This is a genomic window from Phenylobacterium glaciei (genome assembly GCF_016772415.1).
GTDB lineage: Bacteria > Pseudomonadota > Alphaproteobacteria > Caulobacterales > Caulobacteraceae > Phenylobacterium > Phenylobacterium glaciei.
Map to the genome: position 1 here is coordinate 3638401 of NZ_JAGSGD010000001.1, position 16933 is coordinate 3655333.

Below are 16933 nucleotides of genomic sequence, written 5' to 3' on the forward strand. Positions count from 1 at the left end.
GCAATCGCCATCTCGATCCGTGACCCTGCCGATCATGATCGATCCCTCCGAAGCCGCGCGGCTCCAGGCGCTGGACGACTACGACGTGCTGGACAGCGCGCCCGAGGCGGCCTTCGACCGGCTGACGGCGCTTGCCGCAGATCTGTTCCGCGCGCCCATCGCCCTGGTGTCCCTGGTGGACGCCGAGCGCCAGTGGTTCAAGTCCCGCCACGGCCTGGACGCCACCCAGACCCCGCGGTCCCAGGCCTTCTGCGCCCACGCCCTGCCCCTGGCGCCCGGCTCGACCCTGGTGGTGCAGGACGCCACCCGCGACCCGCGCTTCCAGGCCAATCCCCTGGTCACCGGCGAACTCGGCATCCGCTTCTATGCCGGCGCGCTCCTGACCGGCAGCGACGGCCATAGCCTGGGCACCCTCTGCGTCATCGACACGAAGGTCCGCCCCGCGCCCGACCCTGAAGACCTTCGGCGCCTGCAGATCCTGGCCAGCATCGTCGTCGATGAGCTGGAACTGCGCCGCGCCAAGCGCCAGGCCGAGGAGAACCAGCGCCTGGTGGTTATGGCCGAGCGCATGTCCGCGGTCGGCAACTGGCGTTATCGGTCCGACACCGGGCACATAACCTGGTCCGATGAGGTCTACCAGATCCACGGCGTGACCCGCGAAAACTTCGATCCGGCCTATGGCGAGGCCGTCAACTTCTACGTCGACGGCGATCGCGAGCGGGTCGATCAGGAAGTCGGCGAAGCCCTTCGCACCGGCGGAGGGTTCAAGCTCAACGCCCGCCTTCGGCGCCCCGACGGCGAGGTGCGCGAGGTTCTCTGCAAGGCAGAGTGCATCCGCGGCGGCAGGGACGAGGTGATCGGCCTCCAGGGCGTCTTCCAGGACGTGACACAGCAGACGCAGACCCTACGCGACCTGGAGACCCTGGTCCGCCGCGCGGAGGCCGCCGAGTCGGTGGCCCGCCTCGGCAACTGGCGCCTGGACGTCCGCACCCGCGAGCTGACCTGGTCGCCGCAGATGTACGAGATCTACGGCCTGTCGCCCGACGCGCCGCTGAACCCGGAGGCGGTTCTCGCCCTCTATCACCCCGACGACGTCGCGCTGGGCACGGCGCGGATCGCGCGCCAGCTTCTCACCGGCGAGTCGGTTGAAGGCGCCATCACCCGCATTCTCCGCGATGGAGAGGTTCGCTACCTCTCGTACAATTCACGGTCCGAGCGCGGGCCGGACGGTGAAATCCTGGCCCTGGTGGGCACCTCGGTGGACATCACGCGCCAGCACGAGGCCGAGATAGCCCTGGCCGAGAGCGAGGCCAAGTACCGCGCCCTGGCCGAGCACTCGACCGATATCCTGGTGCGCTTCGGCCCCGATGGCCTGATCCGCTATATCTCGCCGGCCTGCCGCAGACTGGGCCTTGATCCCGACGAAGAGGTGGGGCGTCCTATCGCCCGCCTGATGGTTGCCGAGAGCGAGCAACATCCCGCCGCCCTCCTCGCCGCCCTGTTCAGCGGCGCCGAAATCGACACATCGGCGCCCCGGCAACACGAGATTCTTACCCAAGACGGCCGTGTGGTCTGGCTTGAGGGTAGCCCCAGCCTGGTCCGGAATGAGAGCGGGGAGGTGGTGGAGGTCGTCACCGTCCTGCGCGACATCACCGCCCGGCACGAAATCGAGGCGGCCCTGGCCCAGAGTGAGCGCCGCTTCCGCACCCTGACCACCAACGCGCCCGACATGATCAGCGAGATGCGGCTCGACGGGACGCTGACCTATGTCTCGCCCGCCAGCTTGGCGATCCTGGGCTTCGCGCCGCAGGAGATGATCGGCCGCAAGCCCTCGTCCTTCATGCACCCGGAAGACGCGGCCCGCGTGCTGGAAATGTGCCGGGTGGTCTTTGAGTCTCGAGGCGAGGTCGAGCCCTGGTCGGTGGAGTACCGCGCCTACGGCAAGGCCGGCGAAGAGCTATGGATGGAGTCCAAACCCACCTTCGTCACCGATCCCGCAAGCGGCCGCTACGTGGGCCTTACCGACGTCATGCGCGACGTCACCTCCCGCAAAGCGCTGGAAGCGGAACTTCGCTTGGCTCAGGCCGACGCAGAGGCCGCCACGGCGGTAAAGACCGAATTCCTGGCCAATATGAGCCACGAACTGCGCACCCCGCTCACCAGCATCCTCGGCTTCACCAGCCTGGCCGGCGAGCAGCCTGACCTCGCGCCGCTGACGCGCACCTATGTCGAGCGGGTCAGCGGAGCCAGCCGCGCCCTCCTCTGCACGGTCAACGACATCCTCGACTTCTCCAAGTTGGAGGCCGGCCAGGTCAACATCCAGCCGCAACCGGTGTCGCTGGCCAAACTCGCCCGGGCGACCCTGGACCTGTTCACGCCCCAGGCAGGCGCCAAGGACCTGGCGCTCACCCTGGACGGCGAGGCCGCCGACCTGACCCTGTCCGTCGATCCCGACCGCATCCGCCAGATTCTGCTGAACCTGGTGAGCAACGCCGTGAAGTTCACACAGTCCGGCGGCGTCACCCTGCGCACCCGCTACGACGGCGGGACCCTGCGCGTCGAGGTGATCGACACCGGCGCCGGCATCCCGTCCGACAAGCAGGACCGCCTGTTCCAACGCTTCTCCCAGGTCGACGGCGCCCTCACCCGCGCCCACGGCGGCACGGGCCTGGGCCTGGCCATCTGCAAGGGCCTGGTGGAGGCAATGGGCGGCCAGATCGGCGCCGACAGCGTCGTGGATCAGGGCAGCCGCTTCTGGTTCACCATCCCCGCGCCCCTGGCCCAAGCGCCGCAAGCCACCCTGGACGGCTCGGCCGCGACCCAGCCGACCTTCGTCGGCGTCCGGGTGCTGGTGGCGGACGATCACCCGGCCAACCGTGAGCTGGCCCGGCTGTTCCTGGCCGGCGTCGGGGCCGAGGTCACCGAGGCCTGTGACGGCGAGGAGGCCGTGGCCCTGGCCGCCGAGCAACCCTTCGACGTCATCCTCATGGACATCCGCATGCCGCGCCTCGACGGCCCCGGCGCTCTGCGGGCCATCCGCGCCGCGCCGGGCCCGAATGACGCCACACCTATCCTGGCCTTCACCGCCGATGCCGAGCACGAAAGCCAGCTGTTGGCCGCGGGCTTCCAGGATGTCGTGGCCAAGCCTCTGCAGCCCGGCGTCCTGATCGCCGCGGTGGCGCGCGCCTCAGACTTCACCCCCCAGCCGTGGAGCGCGGCCCATGCCGGCTTGGCCCCGCATCCTGGTCGCCGAGGACGACGGCGGGGTCCGCGACGTGATCCGCACCCGCCTGGAAATGGCGGGCTACGAGACCCACACAGCCCGGACCGGCGTGGAGGCGTTGAAGCGGGTGCTTGAGCTCAAGCCTCAGGGTCTGGTGCTGGACATCAACATGCCTGAGCTGGACGGCTTCGGGGTGCTCACCGCGCTGCGGGCGAGGCCCGAGCTGAAGTTTCCACCAACCCTTATGCTCACCGCGCGCCATGCCCCCGACGACGTTCGCCGCGCCGTCGCCCTGGGCGCCAAGGACTACCTGACCAAGCCCTTCAACGAGAGCCAGCTGTTGGCCCGGGTCGCCCGCCTGCTGCGCCCGCCGATCCCGCCGGCGGCCCCGGCGCCGTTGACCCCACTGGCTCTTCGCAAGGACGACCTGCTGCTGTAGCAACGTCTGTCGCTCCCGCGCGTTGGGCCGCGCGGAGGGCTCCCATGCGACTGTCGATCCAGGCCGACCTGACCTACCACTTCGAGCACCCTTCCGAGGTTCTGTTGCTGCTGGAGGCCGCCCGCGCGCCCGACCAGGCGATCCATTCCGAGCGCCTGAGCCTCAGCCCTGCCGCCGAGATCGCCCGCCTGGACGACAGCGTCACCGGCGAACGCCGCGCGGTGTTCACCGGCCACGGCGAGGTGGCGATCTCCTACACGGCCAAGGTCGAACTGCTGGCCCGCGACGCCAATCTGAAGGGCGCCGCCACCACCCGGGTCCGCGACCTGCCCGGCGAAGCCCTGCGCTATCTTCGCGCCAGCCGCTACTGCCCCTCGGACCGCTTCGAGGCCTTTGTCAGCACGGAGTTCAGCCACCTCCAGGGCGGCGACAAGGTGGCCGCCATCGTCGAGTGGATCGGCGGGCACCTGGCCTATGAGGCCGGCGTCAGCGACGCCACGACGACCGCCATGGACACCTTCGTGGACCGCGCGGGCGTCTGCCGCGACTTCACCCACCTGGCCATCAGCCTGTGCCGCGCCGCCGAAATCCCGGCCCGCGCCGTCAGCGCCTATGCCTGGAAGCTGGAGCCGCCGGACCTGCACGCCGTGGCCGAGGTCTATCTGGGCGGACGCTGGCGGCTGATCGACGCCACCGGCCTGGCCCCCATCGACGGCCTGGTTCGGGTCGCCACCGGCCTGGACGCCGCCGACATCGCCTTCATGACCATTTTCGGCAAGGCCGACCTGGTCAGCCAGAGCTTCACCATCGAGCAGACCAAGGGCTAGAGCATGTCAGGCGCAAGTGGGAACCGGTTCGCCGCCCGGACATGCTCTAACTTCAAGGAGATAGACCCTTTTTGTCGGGTCAGGTTGATTCAACCTGACCCGGAAAGGGTCTAGGCGATGCCCAAGCCCCTCGACGCCATCGTCATCGGCGCCGGGCCTGCCGGCCTGACCGCCGCCATCTATCTCGCCCGCTTCCGCCGTCAGGTCCTGGTGCTGCACGACGGCGATAGCCGGGCGGCCTGGATTCCCCGCAGCCACAACCATCCAGGCTTTCCGGGCGGGATCGTCGGAACCGACCTGCTGGACCGCATCCGCCGCCAAGCCGAGGCGTTCGGGGCGCGGATCGAGAGCGCGCAGGTCACCGGGCTCATGGTGGAGGGAGACGGCTTCCAGATCGCCACAACAGGCCGCACGCTCACCGCCCGCGCCGTGATCCTCGCCACCGGCGTCGTCGACCGGCTGCCCGACCTGCCGGGCGTCGAGGCCGCAGTGCGCCGCTCTCTGGTGCGCATCTGCCCGATCTGCGACGGCTTCGAGGTCACCGGCCAGGCGGTGGCGGTGATCGGCGACAGCGCGCTCGGCGCCGGTGAGGCCCTGTTCCTGCAGACCTATTCTGACGACGTCACCCTGATCCACACCGGGGCCGCCGACGCCCTGACCGCCGATGACCGGCGTAAACTGGCCAAGTCCGGGGCGCGCCTGATCGAGGGATCTATCGAAGAAGTGGTGCTCGACAACGACCGGCTCACGGCGCTGGCCTTCACCGACCATGGGCGGCTGGAATTCGACGCGGTCTATACCGCGCTCGGCGTCGATCCGCGTACGGAGCTCGCCGTCCAGGCCGGCGCCCGGCTGGGCGACGACCGCCGCCTGATCGTCGATGAGCACCAGCAGACCACCGTGGCCGGCCTCTACGCCGCCGGCGACCTGGTGCGCGGCCTCAACCAGATCAGCACCGCCCAGGGCGAGGCCGCCATCGCCGCCACCGCCCTGCACAATCGGCTGCGCGAAGCCGAGTAGCCGCCCACGCGAACTCCCTAGCCCCCCGCGCCGATCCCGGCTTTGATCGGCTCATGACCGACGCCACCACCCTGGCCGCCATCGCCTCGGCCCTCGTGGCCGTCCTCGCCCTGATCGGCGGCGGTTTGCGCTGGCGCGACCAGGCCCTGCGCCGTGACGATGTCCACGCCTGGGCCGACCGGGCCATCGACGCCCTGCAGTCCCTCGTCCTGCTCACCAGCCTGCGCACCGATCAGATTCCCGCGGAATCCGCGCGAGAGCGTTTGACGCAGATCGTGTTCGCCACTTCGGTGCTCACCGAGCAGGGCCGGCTGTTCTTCCGCAACCAGGCCGACGGACCGTTCGGACGCGAGAAGCCGCGCGCCTATCGCGGCCGCCGCCCGCAGATCCTCGACAAGCTGATCGCCGCCCACAACGTCGCCCTGCGCCTGCCCCAGGCCGACGCGGGCGAGCAGGCCCAACTCGCCTTGGTGGCCGAGGACGCGCTCAAGGACTTCGTCTCCCTGATCCAGCAGGAGGTCGGCCGCAGCCGCTCGGCCCACCCTGGCCCCGGCAAGCCCGGCGACGGCACGGATCTGGATTTGCTCATCTCACGCCTGGATTCCGGGCGACTCGCCGAGCGCCGACGAGCGCGTTGAGTTCGGCGAACGGGAGTCTTTGCTGCGTTGCAGCAACGATCTATGCTGCACCTGCGTTTCCGTTAGGTCAGCGCCCTTCGGCCTTGGCGCGAAAGGCTCCCCATGCGTCCCCTCTCCGACACCCTGCTGCGGCTGACCGCCTTGCGCGAGGCGGGCGCCGCCATTGGAACCCGCTCCGGCTCCCAGCGCCTGACGGAGCTCACTGGCTTTGGCGGCAATCCCGGCGCCCTGCGCGCCTTCGCCTACGTTCCCGAGCGCCTGCCAAGGAGTGCGCCGCTGGTGGTGGTGCTGCACGGCTGCACCCAAACCGCCTCGGAATACGACCTCGGCGCCGGCTGGTCGGCCCTGGCCGAGCAGGCCGGCTTCGCCCTGCTTTTCCCCGAGCAGGTCCGGGGCAACAACTTCAACCTCTGCTTCAACTGGTACGAGCCGGGCGATAGCCGCCGCGGCAAGGGCGAGGCCGCCTCCGTCCGCCAGATGACCGAGGCGATGATCGTCGCCCACGGCCTGGACCGCCGCCGGGTCTTCGTCACGGGCCTGTCGGCGGGCGGCGCGATGGCCAGCGTCATGCTGGCGACCTATCCGGAGGTGTTCGCAGGCGGTGCGGTGATCGCCGGCCTGCCCTTCGGGGCAGCCGCCTCCGTGCCCGAGGCCTTCGACCGCATGCGCGGCTATGGCGGCCCGAGCGAGGCGGCCCTAGCGACCGCCATCCGCAAGGCCAGTCCGCACAAGGGCCCCTGGCCCAGCGTCTCGGTCTGGCATGGTTCAGCCGACTATACGGTCAGTCCGTCGAACGGAGAGGCCGTGCTGGCGCAATGGCGTGGTGTCCACGGTCTGGACCCAGATCCCAGCCACACAGAGATAGAGGCCGGCCATACCCGCCGTACCTGGCGCGACGCCAAGGGCCGCGCCCTGCTGGAGCACAACCTGGTGGCCGGCATGGGCCACGGCGTGCCGCTGAAGCCGGATGGCTCGGCCGGCGGCGGCGTCAGCGGCGCCTACATGCTGGACGTGGGCCTGGCCTCCACCCGCGCCATAGCCGCCGGCTGGGGCCTGATCGACGAGGCGGAGATTCCGCTGGCCGCTAAGCTGGCGCGGGCGCGGGCGCCGGGCGCAATCGGCCTGCCGCCAGCGCGCAAGCCGACCGCAAAGCCCACCCTGCCCAATGTCTCGGCCATCGGCACGGTGATCGAGGACGCCCTGCGCAAGGCGGGTTTGATGAAATAGCCGGCCGGCGTCCACGGGCGAGCCGGCCCTATCCTGGCCGTCATGCCCTCTGGCCCCTGACAGCCACCCTGCCGGCTGATGCTGTCGGGGCGCGGGCCATTAAGGGCGTTGGGCTTGGCCTGTTCCAAGGCTGCGCCGCTGAAGACAGTTCGCTGGCCTTCGTGGTGGAAGTCTCCAGCCGCTGGCGCGCGATCGCCTTTCCGGTACGACTTGTCCCTCGCGATGAGTCGCACCGGAGGCGCGGATGCTGATCCTGTTGGGGGTGGCGGTGGTGGTGGCGGGCTTCGCAGCCGGCTTCAATCCGCTGCTCGTGGTGATGGTCTCGGCCGTGCTCACCGGCATGGCGGCTGGCCTGGCGCCGCTCGAGGTGCTGGCCGCCTTCGGTAAGGCCTTCAACGAGAACCGCTATGTCAGCGCCGCCCTGCTGGTCCTGCCGGTCATCGGGGTGCTGGAGCGGGCGGGCCTGCAGGAACGCGCCCGGACCCTGATCGCGGGGTTCAGGTCCGTCACGCTGGGCAAGCTGCTGATCGGCTACCTGCTGTTCCGCCAGCTCACCGCAGCCCTGGGCCTGACCTCCATCGCCGGCCAGGCGCAGACCATCCGCCCCATCGTCGCCCCCATGGCCGAGGCGGCGGCTGAGGGCGAGGCCGGCGACCTGCCCGACGAGGACCGCCAGAGGGTCCGGGCGATGGCCGCGGCCACCGACAATATCGGCCTGTTCTTCGGCGAGGACATCTTCCTGGCCATTGGCTCAATCCTGCTGATGGTGGGCTTCCTGGCCCAGAGCGGCATCGTCATCGAACCCCTGCACCTGTCGCTATGGGCCATCCCGTCAGCCATCGTCGCCTTCGTGATCCATTCGCTGCGCCTGGTGCTCTTTGAACGCAAGTTGAGGGGGCGCGACGCGTGATCAAGCTGGGCTTCGTCTACATTCTCGCCGGCCTGGTCTTCGCCGCCTTCGCGGTGCTCAGCGGCCGGGACGCCACCAACCCTAAGCGCTGGATGAACACCGGCTTCTGGGGCCTGTTCGCGGTCAGCTTCCTGGCCGGCGACTGGCTGGGGGATCTGGGCAACGGGGTCCTGGTGCTGTGCATGGCCCTGATCTCCGGCCTCGGCGGCCTGGGCCGCGGCGAGCCCGACGGCTCGCCAGGGGCCCGCAAGCTCTCGGCGGAAAAGTGGGGGAACAGGCTGTTCATCCCGGCCCTGGTGATCCCTGCCACCGTATTGATCGGGACCCTGGCATTGCAGCACATCTCCGTCGGCGGAACGCCGCTGTTCCAGGCCAAGCAGGCGACCCTGATCTCGCTCGCACTCGGCGCGGTGCTGGCGGTGATCACGGCGCTCGTTTTGCTGCGTCAACCGGTGATCAGCCCCCTGCAGGAGGGCCGCCGGCTGATGGACACCGTCGGCTGGGCGGGCCTGTTGCCGCAGATGTTAGCGGCCCTGGGCGCGGTCTTCGCGCTCGCCGGGGTAGGCAAGGTGGTGGGCGACCTGGTGACCACTGCGATTCCCATGGACGGACATCTGGCGGCGGTGGCCGTCTACTGCCTGGGCATGGCGCTGTTCACCATCATCATGGGCAACGCGTTTGCGGCCTTCCCGGTGATGACGGCGGGAGTGGGCCTGCCGTTCCTGATTGTGAGGTTCGGCGGCGATCCGGCGGTGGTCTGCGCCATCGGCATGCTGTCGGGGTTCTGCGGCACCCTGATGACGCCCCTGGCCGCCAACTTCAACATCGTGCCGGCCGCCCTGCTGGAGCTGAAGGATCGCCACGCGGTGATCGCCGCCCAGATCCCCACGGCCGCCCCCCTGCTGCTCGCCAACATGGTGCTGATGTATGTCCTCGCCTTCCGCTGACCTGACGCCCGAGATCGCCTCGCGCTTCGCCCGCATCGCCCTGGGCCACGTCGCTCGCGAATATCCCAACAAGATGGACCACGTCCTGGACGGTCCTGGCGACGTGGTGGGTCCCCGCGACCTGCACCCGATCTTCTACGGCAGCTTCGACTGGCACTCCTGCGTCCACGGCTACTGGACGCTCGCCACCGTACGCCGCCTGCACCCGGAAATCCCCGAGGCCGCCGCCATCGACGACCTGTTCGCAGGCGCCTTCACCCCAGGGAGTGTCGAGACCGAGCGGGCCTATCTCGACCGCCCGTCCAGCCGGGGCTTCGAGCGCCCCTACGGCTGGGCCTGGCTCTTGATGCTGCAGGCCGAGCTGATGCGCCACGACGACCAGGTCTGGGCGCGGCGCCTGGCCCCGCTGGCGCAGGCCTTCGCCGAGCGGCTCCGCACCTACCTGCCCAAGGCCACCTATCCCGTGCGGACGGGCGTCCATAACTCGACGGCCTTCGCCCTGGCGCTCGCCGCCGACTACGCCAAGGGGACGGAGGACGCCGCCCTCGAAACCTTGCTCCGGGACAGGGCGCGCGCCTGGTATGGCGCCGACCGCAACGCCGCGGCCTGGGAGCCCTCGGGCGACGACTTCCTGTCTCCGACCCTGATGGAGGCAGAGGCCATGCGGCGGTTGCTTCCCGTCGAAGAGTTCCGGGCCTGGTTCGCGGAGTTCCTGCCGGACGCCGCCAAGGGCTTGCCCGCCAGCCTGTTCAGCCCCGCCACGGTCAGCGACCGCAGCGACGGCAAGATCGCCCACCTGGATGGCCTGAACCTCAGCCGCGCCTGGTGCTGGCGAGCGATCTCCGAAAGCCTCGATCCCGACGATCATCTGCGCGCCGTGGCGCACGACGCCGCCAACCGCCATCTGGCGGTCAGCCTGCCGCACGTGGCCGGCGACTATATGGGGGAGCACTGGCTGGCGAGCTTCGCCCTGTTGGCCCTGACCGCCTAGAGCCTGATTCACGCTTTGGCCGCGCGTTCGGCGAGGGTCGACCCGCACCTGAGTCCGATCTCGCCGCTAAGTCTTGCGACCGACACACAAAACGAGTTCACGACAGTCGATCGCATTGCGCGTACACCCTGAGCGTTGGCTCGCTTTCGCGGCCGAACGTAGAGAATCCTGGCGCCCGGGATCGGACCTGTTTCCTCGCCCATGCCGACGTCTCTTCAGGGAATCGAAGACACACAGACGCTCGCCCAAGCGATCGTCGATACGATCCATGAGCCCTTGCTGGTTCTGGACGCGGAGTTCCGCGTGCTCGCGGCCAGCCGGTCCTTCTACGAAACCTTCCAGGTCGATCCCGAGCACACCATGGGCCGGACGCTCTATTCCCTCGGCGACGGCCAATGGAACATTCCGGCCCTGCGGCTGCTGCTGGAGACCATCATCCCCGAGCGTACGGCGATGGACGGCTTCGAGGTGGAGCACGACTTCCCGGGCCTGGGCCAACGCACCATGCTGCTCAACGCCCGCAAGGTGATCTACGAGCGCAGCACCAACACCACCATCCTGCTGGCCTTCACCGACATCACCGCCCGGCGGCTGATCGAGCGGGAGAAACAGGAGCTGCTTGAGCATACCAAGGAGCTTCTGGCCCTACAGCAGACCCTGCTGCAGGAGATGCAGCACCGGGTCGCCAACAGCCTGCAGATCATCGCCAGCATCCTGATGCTGAAGGCCCGCGCCGTGGGCTCCGAGGAAACCCGTCAGCACCTGCGCGACGCCCACCAGCGGGTGATGTCGGTGGCCGAGGTTCAGGCCCACCTCCACGCCTCGGGCGGGGTCGACAAGATCGAAGTGCGAGGCTACCTCACCAAGCTCTGCGGCGGCCTGGCCAAGTCGATGATCGGCGAGGACCATCCGATCGCCCTGGAGGTGGTCGCCGACGACGGCGAGATCGGCTCAGACAAGGCCGTCAGCATCGGCCTGATCGTCACCGAGCTGATGATCAATGCCGTGAGGTACGCCTTCCCCACCGCCAAGCCCGACGCCCGGGTGCTGGTGACCTACAAGAGCGCCGGCGACGGCTGGACCCTGACGGTCGCCGACAATGGTGTCGGCAAGACGCCAGATCTGGCGCCCGGCAAGCAGGGCGGTCTCGGCACGGTGATCGTCGAAGCCCTGGTCAAGCAGCTCGGCGCGAAGATGAAGGTTCAGTCCGACGGAGGGGTGAGCGTCTCCATCACACGCGCGGCCGCCGCCCTGCTCCCTCAGGCCGCCTGACGCCCTACGTCCGCCGAGCGTCTTAGGCCTTGTTGGGGCACATGACGAAGCCCAGGGCCTCGACGGCGGCGTCGATCTTGGCCCCGCCGCCGACGCTTGGCCAGCACACCGACGAGATTCTGGCGGGCCTCGGCTACGACTCGGCGCGAATCTCCGCCCTCAAAGCCGGCGGCGCGGTCTAGCGCGCAGCAAAACGCCGCCCGCATGACACGGGCGGCGCTGCGTTTTTGTTAGGCGCCTACTTCTTCTTGGCGGCCTGGACCTCGATCTCGGCCAGCATGCCCGGCGCCACCAGGGCAGCGACCTGCATGGTCACGCGGGCCACCTTGTTGGGCTGATCGGGCGACCCGAAGAACTGGGTGTAGCCCTCCATCATGCCGGCGAAGTCCATCTTGCCGCCCTTGGCCGGGTCGCCGACCAGGTAGACCCGCATCATCACCACGTCGCCCATGGTGTAGCCCTGGGTTTTCAGGACCGCGTCGATCTTCTTCATGATGCCGATGGTCTGGGTCTTGGTGTCGCCGAACTCCACGGGGGTCCCAGCGGGCGCGCCGGCGTTCAGCGGCGGCGGGGTCTGGCCGCTCACATAGAAGATGTCGTAGCCGGCCGGCACGACCGCGCCCTGCAGGATGGCGGCGGTGGGCGGTCCCACGCGCACGATGGCGTCGGCGGCGGAGGCGGGCACGGCGGCGGCGGCCAGCACAGGCAGGAGGGCGGCCAGGATCAGTCTGCGCATCGGGGGTCTTCCTTCATGTGGGCGCCGGCGGTCGGCGGGTCGTCGCCACCTTGGGTCAGGCGGGCGGTGATGTTCAAGCCATGCCGTTGTTCCCGCCGCGCGCTCCGATCACGCCGCAGGCCCCATATCGCCCGAAAAATGTCCTGGTTGATTAAATGACAAGCATGTGACGCACAGTTAATCCTCAGTTATCGTTGAATGGGCGTGAGTCCATCAAGGTCTTCGAAGACTCCATGGCCGGAAAAATGGCGAAGGCGTCCGATGTGATGCCCGATTATCGCGCATTTCCTGCGCCTAACATCGCAACCTGGTCGACATTGCGGCGAGTTCGGCGCGCCGCGTTGACACTAAAAAGGATTCATGTGGACCTCTTACTGTCGGATTAATCCTCCCGAAGAAGTCGTGGGGGCTAAGTTTGGCGTAGTGAAAAATAAGAACACCAACCAGGAAACGATCAGCCGGGCGATCTCAATTTCTGCGTGAGTTCATCGGTATGAGTGTCAAAAATACAGCTTATCACTCTGATGCGACCGTTATGGTCGGGCGTCTCGCGGCCTTCTACGCGGATATTGAGTAAACCAATCCAACAATTCTGGGCGAATACCGGAGACTAAGGGCCAAAGCCCAGCTCTGGAGCGTCTGTCACATCCCGCCGCCTGTGCACAGAGGCGCGTGGGGAACCTTGCGGCCGATCTGGCCGCGACTGATGAGGGGGCCTCTCAAGATGAAAACCACGACCCGCAACGCATGGCTGGCGAGCGTCTCGCTCGCCTCCGTCCTGATCGCAGGGGCCGCTTCGGCCCAGACCCTGGCCGCCGGGACGGCCGAGGTCGATGAAGTCATCGTCACCGGCACGCGCCAAACCGGGCTGAAGGTCGAAGACAGCGCCGCGCCGGTCCAGGTGGTCGACACCGCCGCCCTGACGCGCACCGGCCAGACCGACCTGCGCGTCGGCCTCGCCAACCTGGTCCCGTCCTTCAACGCCCAGGCCTTCGGCGGCGACACCGCCAACCTGACCCTCTCGGCCCGCCTTCGCGGCCTGTCGCCCAACCACGCCCTGGTGCTGATCAACGGCAAGCGCCGCCACACCACAGCCAACTTCGCCGTTCTGTCGGGCGCCTATCAGGGCGCGGCGGCCACCGACCTCAGCTTCATTCCCATGGCCTCCATCGGCCGGATCGAAGTCCTGACCGACGGCGCGGCGGCCCAGTACGGCACCGACGCCATCGCGGGCGTCATCAACGTCATCCTGAAGAAGGCCAACGAGGGCGGCTCCATCTCCGCCACCGGCGGCGAGTACATGGACGAGGGCGGCAAGACCGCCGCGCTCTCGATGAACATCGGCACGGCCCCGACCGAGAACAGCTACCTGAACCTGACGGCCGAGACCAAGTACCACGGCTTCAGCAACCGCGGCATCGGCGACCAACGCGTCAGCAATCCCGCCAGCCCCTCCTATTCGGCGACCAACTTCGCCTACGAAAGCACCCTGCCCGGCTTCCCCAACTTCAACCTGATCTCGGGCGACGCAGAATATCGGCTGAGCAACCTCGGCTACAATGCCGGCGTCGACATCACCGACGACCTTCAGGTCTATTCCTTCGGCTCCTACGGCCACAAGGACGCCTCGGCCTACGAAAACTATCGCCGCTACAACCGCGTGCAGGGGGTGCAGGGCGCGGCCGATCGGCCCTTCCCGCGGGGCTTCAGCCCGCGCGAGCGCATTATCGAGGACGACTATGCCGGCACGCTGGGCATTTCGGGCGTGCTCGGCGGCTGGAACTTCGACCTCAGCTCCACCTACGGGGTCGATGACATCGAGGTTCGGGTCGAAGATGCAGCCAACGCCAGTCTCTATCGCGACACCTCGACCCTGACCGCCAAAGGTTTCACCCCCACCTCGTTCCACGCCGGGTCCTGGTCCACCACCCAGCTGACCAACAATCTCGACCTCTCCAAGGAGTTCGATGTCGGCATGGCGACGCCACTGGCCGCGGCCTTCGGCTTCGAAAACCGTCACGAAACCTACGAGATCGGCGCCGGCGACGCCGCCTCGCGCTACAAGGAAGGCTCGCAGTCCTATCCGGGCTTCGCCCTGACTGACGCCGGCAAGCACAGCCGCGACAGCTGGGCGATCTATGCCGACCTGGCGGTCTCGCCCATCGAGGCCCTGCAGGTCGACGCCGCCATCCGCTACGAGCACTTCAGCGATTTCGGTGAAACCACCGTCGCCAAGCTGACCGGCCGCTACGACTTCAACGACGCTATCGCCGTCCGCGGCACGGCCAGCACCGGCTTCCGCGCTCCGACCCTGGCGGAGAGCTACTATTCGGCCACCAACGTGTCGCCGACCTCGGCCTTCGTGCAGCTGGCGCCCAACTCGCCCGCCGCCCGTCTGCTGGGCATCGACACGCTGAAGCCTGAAAAATCCACCAACTATAGCGTCGGCATCGTGGCCCACCCGATCCCGGCCATGACCCTGACCCTCGACGCGTACCAGATCGAACTGAAGGACCGGATCTTCGGCTCCAGCTCGCTCTACGGCACCCGCAACGGCGTCCTGGCCTCGCCCCAGGTGCTGGCGGCGATCCTCGCCAACGGCAACGTGCTTGACCCCACCGTCACCACCACCGGGATCAACATCTTCTCCAACGGCCTCGATACCCGCTCGCGCGGCGTCGATATGGTGATCTCCTATCCCACCGACCTGGGCGACTACGGCCGGATCGACTGGAGCCTGAGCGGCAATTACAACACCACCAAGGTCACCAAGGTGAAGGCGCCGCCGGCGGCTCTCACCACCCCCAGCGTTCCCTACCCCGCCGGCCAGACTCTGTTCGCCGGCAACGCCAAGACCCTGCTGGAAACCGCCTCGCCGAAGTACAAAATCGGCCTCAACGGGCTCTACACCTTCGGCGATCTGACGGTGAACCTGACCGAGACCGTCTACGGCAAGTCCTCTTCCCTGGCAGACCCCGGTTCTGGCCCGCTGCAGAACACCAGCATCGGCACCACGGCGATCACCGACCTGGAAGTCTCCTACAAGTTCGTCGACGCCGTCACCGTCTCGATCGGCGCCAACAATCTGTTCAACAAGTACCCGGACAAGCTGTCGGCCGCCTTCCAGGCCGCCTGCGTCGCCTCCGGGGCCGGATGCGTGGGGGTCTATCCCAGCTACTCGCCCTTCGGCATCAACGGCGGCTACTACTACGGCCGCGTGACCTACACCTTCTAACCGAGGGTTCAGGAGAGCGTGGAAGGGCGGCCGTCACGGGCCGCCCTTTTTCGTGGGCGATCTTCGCCGATCAGGCGCGGGCCAACACCTTGCCCATGCGGATCAGCGGCACCTTGAATCCGCTGGAGGTGTCGGCCTCGAAGGGCTCGATGGTCTTGTAGCCGGTGGCGCGATAGAGCGGCTCGCCCGAGAGCGTCGCAGCCATCTCGCAGCGGCTGAAGCCCTCGGCGGAGGCTGCGGCCTCGCAGGTGTCCAGGATCAGCTTGCCCACCCCGCGGCGGGCGAAGTCGGGATGGGTGTACATGGCCCGGATGCGGGCCGGCTCCGTCGCCGGATCCACCAGGGCGGCGTCACGTCCGGCGCTGTGGTCGCCCCCGAACAGGGTGGCGCGCCGGCTCCAGCCGCCGCAGCCGGCGATCTGGCCGTCGGCCTCCACCACGAAATAGGTGCCGTCGGCGATCAGCTGGGTGTCCAGGCCCATGATCTCGAAGGAGGCGGCCACCCCCTCCGGCGGCAGATAGGCCGCCAGGTGGATGCGGATCGCCTGCTCCATCAGGGCGCGCAGCGTCCCCACGTCGGCGGGCGTCGCGGGGCGGATGGCCAGCGCCCCGCGCGGCGCGGCCAGCACGGCGTGGGCGGCGTAGCGGCGGTTCAGCAGGGTCACCGCCACCCCATGTTCCAGCCGGTCCAGCATCCAGGCCGGCACGGTGACGGTGCGCTTGTCCGGCTGCCAGTCGAAGGCCTTGGCCTCGTGGGCGTCCCGCAGCAGCTTCAGCACATGGGCTCGCGACACCCCGTGGCGCCGGGCGAGGTCGGCGACCGAGACCGGCGCGGCCCCAGTCTCCGAGACCACCTGGGCGCCCACCAGGTCCGACAGGATCGCCAGCCCGGCGTCCCGCTGCGCGAACAGCAGCAGTTCAGGACCCAGGCCCGGATGGGTCAGGGGCGGGTTGACGCTGGCGCTGGCCAGGGTGCGGCGGATCAAATGGAAGAAGTCGGCGCCGTCCATCAGCGGCAACACCGCGGCGGACGGGGGATCGACCAGGGCCAGCGCCAGCAGGCCATGGCGCAGATAATCCCGATACCAGCTGACATAGTCCTCGCTGAAGCCGTAGCGGACCGAGAGGCCCGAGGTCTTCGCGAGGGGAATGAGCGCGCCGCGCTGACGCATGAGGGCGAGATAGCTCTCCACCCGGCCGGCGCTGCAGGTGCCCGACTCCACGCACATCCGGGTCAGGCGGCCCGCGGTCAGGCCCTCCTCGGTGTCGTAGAGGCACATGGCCAGCGTCCCGATGGTCTGGCTGCCGCGATCCTTGAACAGACTCCTCAGCGGCCCAAGGTTCAGGGCCGGCTGAGCCGTGCGTTCCGCGGCCAGGAAGGCGGCCCTGAAATTGGGATGGGCCCGCATCGCCGCGATCTCTTCGAGGCTCAGCCGCGGCGGCCATCCGCCCAGGTCGAATGGGTCCTC

At 68.5% G+C, this 16933-nt stretch carries 14 protein-coding genes; 12 read left to right on the forward strand and 2 right to left on the reverse strand.

The genetic code is table 11. From position 1 onward, the window contains the following. Nucleotides 1-19 precede the first annotated feature (19 nt). The 11 genes from JKL49_RS17950 (at nt 20) to JKL49_RS18000 (ending at nt 11676) form a co-directional block, all read left to right on the forward strand. A complete protein-coding gene (locus JKL49_RS17950; RefSeq protein ID WP_347340406.1) occupies nt 20-3358 on the forward strand; it encodes a PAS domain S-box protein in 3339 nt (1112 codons plus the stop codon). Next, a complete protein-coding gene (locus JKL49_RS17955; protein WP_347340421.1) occupies nt 3276-3662 on the forward strand; it encodes a response regulator in 387 nt (128 codons plus the stop codon). The genes JKL49_RS17950 and JKL49_RS17955 overlap by 83 nt, the downstream gene beginning before the upstream one ends. Before the next feature lie 44 nt (nt 3663-3706). Then, complete coding sequence (locus JKL49_RS17960; RefSeq protein ID WP_215342333.1) at nt 3707-4489, forward strand: transglutaminase-like domain-containing protein; 783 nt, start codon at nt 3707-3709, stop codon at nt 4487-4489. 117 nt (nt 4490-4606) lie between these two features. After that, a complete protein-coding gene (locus JKL49_RS17965) occupies nt 4607-5509 on the forward strand; it encodes an NAD(P)/FAD-dependent oxidoreductase (protein ID WP_215342335.1) in 903 nt (300 codons plus the stop codon). Nucleotides 5510-5562: 53 nt separating this feature from the next. Next, nucleotides 5563-6147 (forward strand): hypothetical protein, encoded by a 585-nt coding sequence (locus JKL49_RS17970; RefSeq protein ID WP_215342337.1) that lies wholly within the window; start codon nt 5563-5565, stop codon nt 6145-6147. A gap of 102 nt (nt 6148-6249) precedes the next feature. Beyond that, the gene (locus tag JKL49_RS17975; protein WP_215342340.1) at nt 6250-7374 is read left to right on the forward strand and encodes an extracellular catalytic domain type 1 short-chain-length polyhydroxyalkanoate depolymerase; all 1125 of its coding nucleotides are present in this window, start codon (nt 6250-6252) and stop codon (nt 7372-7374) included. A gap of 244 nt (nt 7375-7618) precedes the next feature. Beyond that, nucleotides 7619-8284: a DUF969 domain-containing protein gene (locus JKL49_RS17980; RefSeq protein WP_215342342.1), complete on the forward strand. Its 666-nt coding sequence runs from the start codon at nt 7619-7621 to the stop codon at nt 8282-8284. Continuing rightward, nucleotides 8281-9231, forward strand: coding sequence for a DUF979 domain-containing protein (locus tag JKL49_RS17985; RefSeq protein ID WP_215342344.1), 951 nt, complete (start codon nt 8281-8283; stop codon nt 9229-9231). Before JKL49_RS17980 ends, JKL49_RS17985 begins: the two co-directional genes overlap by 4 nt. After that, nucleotides 9212-10222 carry a DUF2891 domain-containing protein gene (locus JKL49_RS17990; RefSeq protein WP_215342346.1) on the forward strand — a complete coding sequence of 337 codons (1011 nt, stop codon included), beginning with the start codon at nt 9212-9214 and terminating at the stop codon, nt 10220-10222. The genes JKL49_RS17985 and JKL49_RS17990 overlap by 20 nt, the downstream gene beginning before the upstream one ends. A gap of 201 nt (nt 10223-10423) precedes the next feature. Then, the gene (locus tag JKL49_RS17995) at nt 10424-11494 is read left to right on the forward strand and encodes a sensor histidine kinase (protein WP_215342347.1); all 1071 of its coding nucleotides are present in this window, start codon (nt 10424-10426) and stop codon (nt 11492-11494) included. Nucleotides 11495-11535: 41 nt separating this feature from the next. Then, nucleotides 11536-11676 carry a hypothetical protein gene (locus JKL49_RS18000; RefSeq protein ID WP_215342349.1) on the forward strand — a complete coding sequence of 47 codons (141 nt, stop codon included), beginning with the start codon at nt 11536-11538 and terminating at the stop codon, nt 11674-11676. Between the two features lie 56 nt (nt 11677-11732). Here the strand turns inward: JKL49_RS18000 and JKL49_RS18005 are convergent, their stop codons facing one another. Next, nucleotides 11733-12230, reverse strand: a complete 498-nt coding sequence (locus tag JKL49_RS18005) for a RidA family protein (protein WP_215342351.1) — start codon at nt 12228-12230, stop codon at nt 11733-11735. 724 nt (nt 12231-12954) lie between these two features. Between JKL49_RS18005 and JKL49_RS18010 the strand changes: the two genes are divergently transcribed. After that, nucleotides 12955-15465, forward strand: a complete 2511-nt coding sequence (locus JKL49_RS18010; RefSeq protein ID WP_215342353.1) for a TonB-dependent receptor plug domain-containing protein — start codon at nt 12955-12957, stop codon at nt 15463-15465. Between the two features lie 70 nt (nt 15466-15535). Here the strand turns inward: JKL49_RS18010 and JKL49_RS18015 are convergent, their stop codons facing one another. Beyond that, nucleotides 15536-16018, reverse strand: a complete 483-nt coding sequence (locus JKL49_RS18015; RefSeq protein WP_249778336.1) for a GNAT family N-acetyltransferase — start codon at nt 16016-16018, stop codon at nt 15536-15538. Between the last annotated feature and the right edge of the window lie 915 nt (nt 16019-16933).

What these genes read in the sequence shown, in the direction of transcription:
- JKL49_RS17970 (WP_215342337.1), top strand. Translation starts at nt 5,563, where the DNA reads ATGACCGACGCCACCACCCTGGCCGCCATCGCCTCGGCCCTCGTGGCC.
- JKL49_RS18000 (WP_215342349.1), top strand. Translation starts at nt 11,536, where the DNA reads ATGACGAAGCCCAGGGCCTCGACGGCGGCGTCGATCTTGGCCCCGCCG.
- JKL49_RS17975 (WP_215342340.1), top strand. Translation starts at nt 6,250, where the DNA reads ATGCGTCCCCTCTCCGACACCCTGCTGCGGCTGACCGCCTTGCGCGAG.
- JKL49_RS17960 (WP_215342333.1), top strand. Translation starts at nt 3,707, where the DNA reads ATGCGACTGTCGATCCAGGCCGACCTGACCTACCACTTCGAGCACCCT.
- JKL49_RS17965 (WP_215342335.1), top strand. Translation starts at nt 4,607, where the DNA reads ATGCCCAAGCCCCTCGACGCCATCGTCATCGGCGCCGGGCCTGCCGGC.
- JKL49_RS17980 (WP_215342342.1), top strand. Translation starts at nt 7,619, where the DNA reads ATGCTGATCCTGTTGGGGGTGGCGGTGGTGGTGGCGGGCTTCGCAGCC.
- JKL49_RS18010 (WP_215342353.1), top strand. Translation starts at nt 12,955, where the DNA reads ATGAAAACCACGACCCGCAACGCATGGCTGGCGAGCGTCTCGCTCGCC.
- JKL49_RS17990 (WP_215342346.1), top strand. Translation starts at nt 9,212, where the DNA reads ATGTCCTCGCCTTCCGCTGACCTGACGCCCGAGATCGCCTCGCGCTTC.
- JKL49_RS17995 (WP_215342347.1), top strand. Translation starts at nt 10,424, where the DNA reads ATGCCGACGTCTCTTCAGGGAATCGAAGACACACAGACGCTCGCCCAA.
- JKL49_RS18015 (WP_249778336.1), bottom strand. Translation starts at nt 16,018, where the DNA reads ATGGAGCAGGCGATCCGCATCCACCTGGCGGCCTATCTGCCGCCGGAG.
- JKL49_RS18005 (WP_215342351.1), bottom strand. Translation starts at nt 12,230, where the DNA reads ATGCGCAGACTGATCCTGGCCGCCCTCCTGCCTGTGCTGGCCGCCGCC.